General features: G+C 41.4%; 9 protein-coding genes. 8 read left to right on the top strand and 1 reads right to left on the bottom strand.

Going from position 1 to position 12,354, the window contains the following annotated elements:
* Window positions 1-71: 71 nt before the first annotated feature.
* Window positions 72-623, bottom strand: coding sequence for a TetR/AcrR family transcriptional regulator (locus AC4HAO_RS02900; RefSeq protein ID WP_491134526.1), 552 nt, complete (start codon window positions 621-623; stop codon window positions 72-74).
* Window positions 624-735: 112 nt separating this feature from the next.
* Between AC4HAO_RS02900 and AC4HAO_RS02895 the strand changes: the two genes are divergently transcribed.
* The 8 genes from AC4HAO_RS02895 to AC4HAO_RS02860 all read left to right on the top strand — a co-directional run bounded on the left by AC4HAO_RS02895 (window position 736) and on the right by AC4HAO_RS02860 (window position 12,350).
* The gene (locus AC4HAO_RS02895) at window positions 736-1,437 is read left to right on the top strand and encodes an ABC transporter ATP-binding protein (RefSeq protein ID WP_491134525.1); all 702 of its coding nucleotides are present in this window, start codon (window positions 736-738) and stop codon (window positions 1,435-1,437) included.
* 9 nt (window positions 1,438-1,446) lie between these two features.
* The gene (locus AC4HAO_RS02890; protein WP_491134523.1) at window positions 1,447-4,068 is read left to right on the top strand and encodes an FtsX-like permease family protein; all 2,622 of its coding nucleotides are present in this window, start codon (window positions 1,447-1,449) and stop codon (window positions 4,066-4,068) included.
* A 227-nt stretch (window positions 4,069-4,295) separates the two neighbouring features.
* Window positions 4,296-4,886 carry a TetR/AcrR family transcriptional regulator gene (locus AC4HAO_RS02885; protein ID WP_491134522.1) on the top strand — a complete coding sequence of 197 codons (591 nt, stop codon included), beginning with the start codon at window positions 4,296-4,298 and terminating at the stop codon, window positions 4,884-4,886.
* A gap of 104 nt (window positions 4,887-4,990) precedes the next feature.
* Entirely contained in the window at window positions 4,991-6,241 is a 1,251-nt protein-coding gene (locus AC4HAO_RS02880) for an MFS transporter (protein WP_491134520.1), read from the top strand.
* Window positions 6,242-6,252: 11 nt separating this feature from the next.
* Window positions 6,253-8,604 (top strand): FtsX-like permease family protein, encoded by a 2,352-nt coding sequence (locus AC4HAO_RS02875; RefSeq protein ID WP_491134519.1) that lies wholly within the window; start codon window positions 6,253-6,255, stop codon window positions 8,602-8,604.
* Between the two features lie 31 nt (window positions 8,605-8,635).
* Window positions 8,636-9,358: an ABC transporter ATP-binding protein gene (locus tag AC4HAO_RS02870; RefSeq protein ID WP_491134517.1), complete on the top strand. Its 723-nt coding sequence runs from the start codon at window positions 8,636-8,638 to the stop codon at window positions 9,356-9,358.
* 200 nt (window positions 9,359-9,558) lie between these two features.
* Window positions 9,559-10,629 (top strand): tyrosine recombinase XerS, encoded by a 1,071-nt coding sequence (gene xerS, locus AC4HAO_RS02865; protein ID WP_491134516.1) that lies wholly within the window; start codon window positions 9,559-9,561, stop codon window positions 10,627-10,629.
* Window positions 10,630-10,958: 329 nt separating this feature from the next.
* Window positions 10,959-12,350 carry a cation:dicarboxylate symporter family transporter gene (locus tag AC4HAO_RS02860; RefSeq protein WP_491134515.1) on the top strand — a complete coding sequence of 464 codons (1,392 nt, stop codon included), beginning with the start codon at window positions 10,959-10,961 and terminating at the stop codon, window positions 12,348-12,350.
* Window positions 12,351-12,354 lie beyond the last annotated feature (4 nt).

Here is a 12,354-nt window from a genome sequence, read left to right as displayed (position 1 = left end):
ATAAAAAGACTAGCACATCTTTATTTCAATTGGTATCTCTAAAAAACAGTTCACTTCAATGTGAGCTGTTTTTAAATAGGTTCATCTACAAATAGTACTTTTACGATGATATCAGCCATATCAGCTGTACTTTTGTCGGCTCCTTGATTGATCCAATAGGTAATGAGGCTTTCACTACTGGCTAGGTAAACTTCTAAGGCATAGTCTTCCGGAATATCGTAATGCTGGGCGATAGTCTTTTTCCAGTTAGGGTAGCTGATAATAAGCTGAAAAACAAAATCTTTGATGATTTGGGAGAAATTAACATAAGAAGTTTTTGCAATCACAGAGACAAAGTCAAAATCCCTGACAAGATAGTCAAGCACCTCTTTTATCACAGATCTAGGATCCTCATCTAAATCTTCCTGCAGTAAGATATTAAAGAGCTGAGTCAGCATTTCCTCTTTCATCTGATTGACCATATCATATTTATCCAAGTAATGGAGATAGAAGGTCCCGCGGTTAATCCCCGCTGTCTTGGTCAAATCCGAGATAGTAATCGTTTCAAAATCCTTTTCCGATAGTAGGCGGATTAGAGCCTTCTTGAGATAGTTTTTGGTTTCAGTCTGTCGTTTTTGAGCCATATGCTTTCCTTAAATCAACACTTTGTTTATTTTTGTTCTTGTTAAATCAACAGGCTGATTATATAATATTTCCTGTTATAAATCAACAATGTGTCTATTAAGGAGCAAAGAAATGGCTTATATCGAAGTTAAACATTCTACTAAGCGTTATCATATGGGGGATACCACTATCTCAGCTAATGATGATGTCAATTTCGAGATTGAAAAAGGAGAGTTAGTGATTATTCTGGGATCATCAGGGGCAGGGAAATCAACCCTGCTCAATATTCTGGGAGGAATGGATACCAATGATGAAGGGCAGGTCATTATTGATGGCACAGATATTGCTCAGCTCAATTCGCACCAGCGGACCAATTACCGCCGCGATGATGTGGGCTTTGTTTTTCAATTTTACAATCTGGTAGCCAATCTGACGGCCAAGGAAAATGTCGAATTAGCCTCAGAAATTGTCAAAGATGCTATGGATCCTGTAACGATTCTAAAAGAAGTCGGACTTGAGAAACGGATCAACAATTTTCCAGCGCAATTATCTGGCGGGGAGCAGCAGCGTGTTTCCATTGCACGCGCCGTAGCTAAAAGGCCAAAGATTCTGCTGTGTGATGAACCGACCGGTGCCCTTGATTATCAAACTGGTAAACAGGTGCTGCAAATCCTGCAGGATATGTCTCGTCAGCAAGGCGCAACGGTCATCATCGTAACCCATAATTCAGCTCTAGCACCTATTGCCGATCGTGTGATTCATATGCGGGATGCTACCGTAAAATCTATCAAGACCAATGATCATCCGCAAGATATTGCAAGCCTGGAATACTAGGAGGGAGCTATGTCTAAAAAAATCTATTGGAAAGATATGCGCAAGGCTATTACAGGATCCAAGGGACGCTTTATTTCAATTGTGCTCTTATTGATGCTGGGATCCTTTGCTCTAGTCGGCCTCAAGTCGACCACACCCGATATGCAAACAACTGCCAGTGACTACTTATCCAAGTATCACACGATGGACCTAAGCGTTATGGCCGATTATGGACTGAGTAAGGACGACCAAAAGGAGCTGTCTGCCATCAAGGGAGCAAAAGTGGAGTACGGCTACCTAAATGATGTCACGATCAAAGATCATACAGACGCTGTTCGTATTTTCTCCTATGATCATGCTAGCAATGATATCTCCCGCTATGAACTTAAATCAGGAAGGTTTCCTAAAAAGGCTAAAGAAATTGCTCTATCTAAGGCCTACCGTAAGGATTATAAAATTGGGGATCGTATTACTTTTAAAAGAGGTAATAAAGACTCATTAAAATATGATACCTACACGATCACGGGCTTTGTCAACTCAACAGAAGTCCTCTCTAAAACAAGCTTGGGCAGCTCAACAGCTGGTGACGGCAGTCTATTAGGGTATGCTGTTACTTTACCAAAAGCCTTCGACAGTGATGTCTACAGTATCGCTCGCATTCGCTATAATGATCTGGCTGGACTTAATCCCTTTCAAAATACCTATAAGGAAAGATTAGCAAATCACCAAAAAGACCTGAATGACTTGCTAAAGGATAATGGTGCCAAGCGTTTGGCTGACCTCAAAGCTGATGCTCAGGAAAAAATTAATAAGAAGCAAGTTCAGGTAGATAAGGCCAAGGAGCAATTAGCACAAGCAGGTACTCAAGCTCAATTACCACCTCAGCAAGCAGCAGAGATCAGCAAGCAAATAAGTCAGGCGCAAGCAAAGATTGCTACCGCCCAAAAAGAAAAGAACCGGTTAACAGAACCAACCTACACCAGCTATACACGCTCTACGCTTCCAGGTGGCGATGGCTATACCTCTTTTTCGGCAACAACTGATAGTATCTCAATCGTCGCCGATCTTTTCCCCATTGTTTTGTATCTAGTTGCTGCCATGGTCACCTTTACGACCATGACGCGCTTTGTCGATGAGGAACGACAAAATTCAGGGCTCTTCAAGGCTCTTGGTTACTCCAATCGAGATATCATCCGTAAATTTGTGGTTTATGGCGCTACAGCTGGTATCGTCGGAACAATCCTAGGAGTGCTAGCAGGTACCTATTACCTCCCTGTCAATATCGGTAATATCGCTATGAGCGATCTGACCCTAAATAAGATGAAATTGTCTCCTCATGCTTCTTACATTCTCTTAGCATTGGGCCTAGCCATTCTCTCCAGTATTCTACCAGCTTTCTGGGTGGCCTATCGTGAACTGCGCGATAAACCAGCCCAGCTCTTGCTGCCCAAACCGCCAGCAGCAGGTTCTAAAATTTTCTTAGAGCGGTTAACTTTTCTTTGGAATCGTCTCAGCTTCACCCACAAGGTAACCGCACGCAATATCTTTCGTTATAAACAGCGCATGCTGATGACCATCTTTGGGGTGGCTGGCTCAGTTGCTTTATTATTTGCTGGATTGGGCATCCAGTCGTCCATTTCCGGAGTTGCCGACAAGCAGTTTGGACAGATTTTCTCCTATGACATGATTGCCGTTCGCAACAAACAAGCCTCATCGCAGGAGAAAGCAGCTGTCAAAAAAGCCATTGCTTCCAAAGACTTCGGTAAAAACTTGGACATCTACTATGAAAAGAGCGAGCAGAGCATAAAAAATGTTACGGAAGATCGGACGGTGACAAGCTTAGTAACATCAGGTAAAGATTTTTCTGGTATGATTAATCTATCTTCATCCAAAGGACAAAGACTCAAACTCTCAGATGATGGGGTTATTCTATCTGAAAAACTCGCCCAACTCTATCAGGTAAAGGTCGGCGATCACTTTGACTATATTGATAAGGATGGCCATAAGGTTTCCTTGAAAGTATCTGGCATTGCTCAGATCTATACGGGTCATTTTATCTTCATGACCCAGAATTATTACCAAAAGGCCTTTAAAACTGATCTCTCAACCAACGCTTATCTCCTACAGACCAAAGATGATTCAGACAGCAAGATTAAAAACCTTTCGACGGATTTGCTGGACTTAAAAGGAGTAGAAGCTGTCTCACAGAATATTGCCATGGTCAATTCTCTGGAAAAGATAGTGGACTCTCTCAACAGCGTCATGCTGATTTTAATTATCGTCTCAATTTTACTTGCCCTCGTGATTCTTTATAATCTCACCACTATCAATGTTGCCGAACGTATTCGTGAACTCTCAACTATCAAGGTGCTTGGATTTCACAGCAAAGAAGTCACCATGTATATCTACCGCGAAACCATCACCCTATCGCTAATTGGTATTCTGGTAGGCCTTGCCGGTGGTTTTGGACTCCACAGGCTTTTGATCAGTCGGATGGGCGGAGATGATTTCAACTTTAGTTACTCGTTAACCTGGTCGGTTTATCTCATTCCAGTACTAGCTATTATCATCATTCTGAGCGCCCTAGGCTGGCTAGTTAACCATAGACTAAAAGCCGTTGACATGTTAGAAGCACTCAAAAGCGTTGACTGATAAGATAAAATATTACAAGAACAATTCCAATTCCCTGAAAAATCTCTGCCTGCGCAGGGATTTTTTATCAGTTACTAGCATTAAATACCTTAGTTGATCGTTCCTATAGGGCTGCAGAACGTATTTTCTTGATAGCAGGCTATATTTAGGTTTGACAGATATACAAAGGAATGTTATGCTTTATTTGAGGGATCGACCGACGGTCGGTTGGAGACAAAGGAGGAAGCATGAGAGTTGTCAAAGGGTACGATGAGCGCCGAAGTGAGATTCTCACAGCGGCTACCCAATTATTTCAAGAAAAAGGGTTCGAAAAGGCAAGTGTCAGCGATATTTTAAAGGTCGTTGGGATTGCCAAGGGGACATTTTACTATTATTTCAAATCTAAAGAAGAAGTACTGGAAGCCGTTGTAGATGAAGCAACAGCCGTTCTAAAGTCACGAGTAGAAGCCGTTATCGATAAGTCAAACAAGGATCCAAAAGACAAGCTAGTAGAGGCTTTCCAAAGTATGAATATCACCGATATCTATGGAGGACAGCTGCTAGAAGACATGCACAAACCTAAAAATGCCCTCCTGCATCAGAAGTCTCTACAAGCTATTTTACACGAAGTAACTCCTCTTTTTACAAGGGTTGTTGAAGAAGGAGTGCAAGCTGGCCAATTTGACTGTCCCTATCCTAAGCAGCTGATACAGATTGTGCTGGCCGCTGCAGCAACACTTTTTGATGAGGGGATCTTTCAGCCAGATAAACAGGAGGAACAGCAGTTATTCGAAGCTTTTCACTTCTTTCTATTTAGACAGCTTGGTATTGCGAATTGAGTCGTTCACTACGATAAAATTGCAGTAAGAGCAATTTTATTTTTAGCCGCAACCGACCGGTGGTCGGTATATAAAGATACTATACAACATTAAGAGGAACAGATATGAAAAAATTTTTAACAATATGGATTGGAGAGTTAATTTCCAGTATCGGCGGAGGAATGTCTGCCTTTGCTATGACCATTTACGCTTTAAAAGTTACCAACAGTGTGACAGCAGTTTCTCTCATAACCTTACTGGCATTTTTGCCCACCGTTTTATTAGCGCCAGTCGGAGGTTATCTAGCAGATCGTTATGACCGGAGACTCTTGATGATGATTGGCGATAGCTTCTCAGTCCTAGGCTTGCTTTATATCGTGCTGAATTTGAATATTGGCTCAGCCAATTTAAGCCCCATCTATATCGGTGTAACCATTAGTGCTGTCTTTTCATCACTGGTTGAGCCAGCCTATCGTGCAACAGTGAGCGATTTATTGACCAAAGATGAGTATGCCAAGGCAAGCGGCATGATTCAACTGGCAGCTAGTTCACGTTATTTAATTTCTCCTGCCTTAGCTGGATTCTTTCTAGCCTACTTTGATATTCGCTTTATTCTTTGGCTGGATATCCTATCTTTCCTAGTAGCTGTCCTCTTGATTTTCTGTGTTAAAAAAGGAATAAAAATTTCAAAACAAAAAGACAAAGAGAGGATTTCATTTGGAGAAACTTGGAAGCTTAGCCGGAGCTATAAGGGGTTGCAATCCTTAATTGCTATGATGACCTTGGTTTGTTTCTTTATCGGACTAGTTCAAATTTTAGTTGAACCTCTGGTATTGAATATGGCTGATACGCAAACTGTTGGAATCATGGAAGCTCTTTGCACAGTAGGACTCTTAGTCGGCAGTCTCTGGATTGGGATCAAAGGCATTCATCGGCAGCATGCAGCAATTTTAGCTCAGGCTGGATTGCTAGCAGGTCTCTTCATTGGATTGTCCGGTTTTGTCATGAATATATGGTGGGTCGGTATCACAATTTTCCTCTTCTTTATGACTTTGGCCTTTGTCAATACCTGTGCCGATGTGCTGGTCAGAGTAACCATTCCTAATGAATTACAGGGCAGAATCTGGGGAATGATTAGTTTTATCACCCAATTCGGTACCATTATTGCCTATCTGTGTGCAGGTTTTCTGGCAGACCATCTATTTGAACCCCTGATGGCCAAACAAGGTGCCTTAGCAGGAACCATTGGACAACTGATTGGAAGCGGAGCAGGCAGGGGAATCGGGCTTATGTTGATTATTTCAGGAATTGGCCTGATCCTTAGTTCACTGTTGATCGGCAGCAATCGCTCAATCAAGCAAATGAAAGTAGAGTAAGGAGGTGTCATATGTTCTACAAACTCCTAAAAAGCGACCTCAAGCGGCATCCTATCAAAAATTTGTTGTTAATTGGTCTGACTAGCCTGTCTCTCTTTATCGTTTGTAGCGTTTTCTTTCTCATAAAACAGACGGTATCCAGCATTTCTGACATGTACCAAGTAGCCCAGCCGCCTCATTTCATCCAAATGCATCGCGGTCAGCTAAACCAAGAAGAGATTGATCAATTTAATCAATCATACTCAGGTGTCAAAGCTTGGCAGACTGTGCAGCTATTAAATGTCGAAGGAAAGCAGCTGACCGTTTATCACCAAAACAAAAAGCGCAATGCCTTAGCGGATTCACAGCTGGATATTAGCTTTGTCAAACAGAATAAAACCTACGATCTGCTCTTAAATGCACAGCATGAAAAAATAGCGTTAAAATCGGGAGAAGTCGCCGTTCCAAAACTTTTGCGGGATCAATTTTCTATGAAAATCGGTGATCGGCTTCGTATTCAAGAAGGCGCATTTAGCAAAACCTTTACTATTACAGAGGTTGCTCACGATGCACAGATGAATTCAACCTTGGCTTCCTCTACACGATTTTTAGTGAGCGATGCTGACTTTGCAGAGTTAACAAAAAATCTTTCTCAAAAAGAAGTCATCATCGAAACTTACTTTAACGATACAGGTCAAGCAGACAGCTATCAATCGGCCTATAAGAAAGCAAGTTTACCACAAAACGGGCCATCCTTGACTTATCGCATACTCTTTTTTCTCAGTGCTTTAACAGATTTGGCCACTGCAGCCATCTACTTTCTAGCGGGAGGTTTGCTGCTTATTATTACACTGATTTGCCTTCGCTTTATCTTACTGGCAGAGATTGAGGCTGAAAGCGGCGAGATCGGACTTTTAAAGGCTATTGGTTTGCCCAACAAGACTATCGAACAGCTCTATCTACAAAAGATAGTCTTGACGACTGGCTTAGGCAGTTTAATAGGCTATTCTCTGGCTCTTGTTTTTCTACCTGTAACGACGCAAAGAATCAGGGAAACCTTTGGCCAGACAGCTCTCTCATTGGTCGATGGCATGTTAGGCTTTGTGATTGTAATCTTACTTTTCTTTGTCATCACTTTCTATTCCTGGATAATTTTGAATCGTATTAAAAAAGCAAGTGTTGTGGATCTCCTTGTTCAGGAAAATGGGTTTGTCTCGCGTAGGAGAAAAAGAAAATTTCCTCCTGTCCGCCATCTGTCTGCCAACCTCTTAATAACAAAAAGAAAGCTCAAAAACGGTTATGCTTTTCCGTTTTGGCTCTGTCTTTTCATAAGTCTAACTATCCTCCTGCCTTCTCGTCTTATTCATACCATGAATGCGCCAGAATTTATTACCTACATGGGGAGCGCCAAATACGATATTTCTTTGGAAGTAACAGAAGGAGAAGGGGTCGACGCAAGAGCAAAAACTGCGAGACAGACCCTACAAAAGCTCTCGCAGAGCCACTCTGTATCTCTCTCTGAAATCAGGAGAACACAACTGCAAGCCACCTCATCACAAGGAGATACAGTTAGCCTCCCAGTAGATATGGGGCAGGATGCAGGAGAAGAACTGCATTATACCCAAGGACACGCAGCCAGAAATAATCAGGAAATTGCTCTGTCTCTTTTGGCAGCCGAGGAATTAGGGAAGGGTCTAGGAGACAAGCTCACTCTTACAGTGAATGGGCAATCCATTTCTCCAAAAATCGTCGGACTCTATCAGGATATTACGAATGGCGGAAAAACAGCGAAATTGCCCAGTGATTTCGGTCAGGCACATTCGCAAAAATACATTTTCTACCTCCGGCTGACCAACCACCATCAGAAGGAAAAAATACTGCAACTATTGATATCAAAGCTTGGTAAGAAAGGCTACCGCATTAACGATACCAAAGGAATTGTTCAGCAAACCCTAGGCGGAATGATTCAAGAGCTGCAAAAGGCTTCAAATACCACTTTAGGAATAAGTTTGCTGATTTTTAGCAGCCTTCTATTCTTATTCTTAAGTTTACATGTCAAACGCAACCTCAAAGAATTCGTATTTAAGCGCACGTTGGGATTATCCTTTAGCTCTGTCTATTTACAGGAACTTTATCCGCTAGCCATCAGCTCCTTGCTTGGTGCTTTCAGCGGAATCTTATTGGTACAGTATCTAGGAGAACCCTTTATTAGTAGTCTGTTTGGTCTGCTAAATTCTGGTATTCAGCAATTATCATTTGTCGCCATGAGCTGGACCGAACTCGCCGTTTATTTTTGCGTTTTGTTCCTTATTATTGCCATCCTCACTTATATGGCACTCATTCCTGTTAAAAAGCAGTCATTCTTAGCCTATAGAAACGGATAACTCGGTCATCAGAAAGGAAAAAGGTCATACCATGTTAAGCATTCAGCATTTATCTAAATTTTTCGGAAAGAACCAAGTTTTAACCGATATCAATGTAACCGTTCATAAAGATGATTTTGTGACCATCATGGGACCATCAGGCTGTGGAAAAACAACCTTTCTTTACCAAATCAGCGGTTTAGACAGAATCGAGCACGGAGATGTCTCCCTTAATAACCAGTCACTCAGCCAGTTATCTGACAACCAATTAAGTCAATTGCGTCTAGAAAATATGGGATTTGTTTTTCAGAAAAGTCAATTTCTCAGTAACTTGTCGATTATTGACAATATCGTTTTGCCAGCTCTCCAGCTAAAAAAGCAAGCCAAAAAAGAGATTTACCAACGTGCCTATGACTTACTTGAAAAGATGGCAATAGCAGATTTGGCAAATGCGGATATTCGTCAGGTATCGGGCGGTCAGCTCCAGCGTGCCAGTATCTGTCGGGCGCTTATTAATCAGCCTAGCATCATATTTGCGGACGAACCAACAGGAGCCCTCAATTCCCAAATGAGCCAAGAGGTTATGGGCATTTTCCAACAACTAAACCAAGAAGGAAGGACCATCATCCTCATCACCCATGACAGCCATGTAGCCTCCTATGGAAAACGCTGCCTGTTCATGAAAGACGGCCAGATCATTTCTAAAATCATAAAGGAGGAAACAGAAGATTTCCTACTAGATATTGAGCAAGAAGCGAAAAAATTAGGGATATAAGACCAGCCTTTAATAAGACCCAGCTGCCTGAATGTCTTTTATGTGGCTGGGTTTAGTTGTGACTGAAAAACGTAGGTATTAATCGTTTCGGGTATTTGTTATAACTTCTTTCCGAAAAACTGTAATTTTCTTGAAAAATATATAGAGGCGTGATATACTACTATCTAGATACTAGATAAAAAAACGAAGGAAACAAAAAAATGAAACGTCAACATTTATTAGAAAAAATCGAGGAATTAAAAGCTCTTATGCCTTGGTATGTTTTAGACTATTACCAGTCTAAACTATCAGTGCCTTACAGTCTGACGACCTTATATGAGTATCTCAAAGAATATCGCCGTTTTTTTGAATGGCTGATTGATGCTGACATTGTTCAGGCTGATAGGCTTGCTGATATTCCGCTAGAGATTCTCGAGAAATTAACTAAAAAAGATATGGAATCCTTTATTCTTTACTTGCGTGAACGTCCGTCACTCAACACCTATTCGACTAAAAACGGAGTTTCTCAGACCACTATCAACCGTAGCCTGTCGGCCCTCTCCAGTCTTTATAAATATCTGACTGAGGAGGTGGAAAATGATCAAGGCGAGCCTTATTTCTACCGCAATGTCATGAAAAAGGTCTCCACTAAAAAGAAAAAAGAAACACTTGCTGCCAGGGCAGAAAATATCAAACAGAAACTCTTCCTAGGTGATGAAACCATGGGATTTCTGGATTATGTGGACAAAGATTATGAAAACAAGCTCTCCAATCGGGCCAAATCATCTTTCCGAAAAAATAAGGAACGCGATCTGGCTATTATCGCCCTGCTGCTGGCTTCTGGTGTGCGTTTGTCAGAGGCTGTTAACCTTGATCTAAAAGATATCAACCTCAATATGATGGTTATTGAAGTCACTCGCAAGGGCGGTAAGCGAGACTCGGTCAATGTTGCTGGTTTTGCCAAACCTTACTTAGAAGATTATTTGAAGATCCGCAATGCTCGCTATAAGGCCGAAAAACAAGATGTGGCTCTTTTCTTATCAGAATATCGTGGGGTTCCCAATCGTATCGATGCTTCTAGTGTCGAAAAAATGGTGGCTAAGTACTCGGAGGATTTCAAAGTTCGTGTCACTCCCCACAAGCTCCGTCACACGCTAGCGACCCGTCTCTATGATGCCACCAAATCCCAAGTACTCGTCAGTCACCAACTCGGTCACGCTTCTACCCAGGTTACCGACCTCTACACCCATATCGTTAATGATGAACAAAAAGATGCTCTAGATAACCTATAATTTACGTATTATAAATTATGCAAACTAATAATTTAGCTTAAATACAAATGCGCCATGCACCTCACCCACTATTTCATGAGACGGGTGAGGTTTTTATATCCCCCTTCTGATTGAAAAATAGACTACAAAAGAACGAAAGAGTCCAGTGATAGAAATTCTTTATCGCAGAGATTGAAAATTAGAATAACCTAATCTGTTGAATTTATAAGATAGGCGAACTATAATTTACTCATTAATTGAAAACATCTATGCCATTGTTAAAAGCTGTCTTTTAATGGTATATTAGCAGTTTAGCAATGACTCTGCCTATCATTATAAAGGAGGTTCTTATGACAGAAAATGTTTTAGCAAGTCTGATTGTGGGACTTGGTGGTATCGTTCTAACTGTCTTGGCTTATTTGCACCGCAGAAAAATAGGGTTCACAACACTTGTCTTCACTGCACTGATTGCGGGAACAATTTTTGGACTGCTACTGCAGCTCAGCTTAGGTGCTGATCATCCAGCTCTTTTAACAGCCCTCGATTGGTTGAGTATCGTAGGCAATGGCTATGTCAGTCTCTTAAAAATGCTGATTATTCCTTTGGTTTTCATCTCCCTCGTTAGCGCTTTTACTCAATTAAAAATCTCGCAAAATATTAAAAAAATTGCAGGAACGACCTTAGCTGTTTTACTAGGGACAACTGCTGTTGCCTCCTTGATTGGCTACCTTTCGACCATCTTGTTTAAATTACAGGGGGCTAATTTTTCAGGGATTGCTGATAAAGCGGCTTTGGCCAATATTCAAGAACATCAAGATGAACTCACAGGCCTGACACTGCCTCAGCAAATTGTAAATTTCCTACCAAGCAATATCTTTGCTGATTTTTCAGAAACACGTGCAACAAGCACTATAGCTGTTGTTGTCTTTGCTATTTTTGTAGGTGTCGCCTATTTAGCTGTCAAAAAATCGGAGCCAGAGAGTGCTGAGGTTTTTGCTAAACTTATCAAAAGTTTGCAATTGATTATTAATCGTATCGTTAAGCTGGTCCTTTCACTAACACCGTATGGTATCTTTGCACTCATTACAAACGCAAGTGCGGTCAATTCTATAAAAACGATTGGGCGGCTGGGTATCTTTATCATTGCAGTCTACGTAGCTTTAGTCGTCGTACTCTCGGTTCATACATCTTTATTAATAGCCAGTGGGATCAACCCTCTTGTTTATTATAAAAAGGTTTGGCCTGCTTTAATATTTGCCTTTAGTTCGCGAACCAGTGCAGGTACCCTGCCCCTGAATGTAAAAATCCAAACAGAGTCCCTCGGAGTTGACTCAACTATCGCAAACTTCGCTGCTAGTTTTGGCCTAACAATCGGTCAAAATGGCTGTGCTGGTGTTTACCCTTCGATGGTTGCGACGATTATTGCACCAACCATTGGAATCAATGTCTTTTCATGGCAGTTTATCCTTACTCTCATCTTAATCGACGTGATCGCTTCTTTTGGTGTTGCAGGTGTCGGCGGCGGGGCTTTGTTTACAACTTTGATTGTTCTTGGAACTTTAAACTTACCTGTTGCAACTTTGGGTATTTTGATTGCTATTGATCCAATTGTTGATATGGGTCGTACCCTGGTCAATGTCAATGACAGTATCTTGGCAGGTGTTATCACGGCCAAACGCACAAATCAACTGAATGAAACTCTGCTAAATGATACGAATATTACTGTTTCCGGTGCTCTATGATTTT

The sequence above is a fragment of the Streptococcus sp. ELY_137 genome, from assembly GCF_058314515.1.
This window is presented reverse-complemented; position numbering and strand designations above follow the sequence as displayed.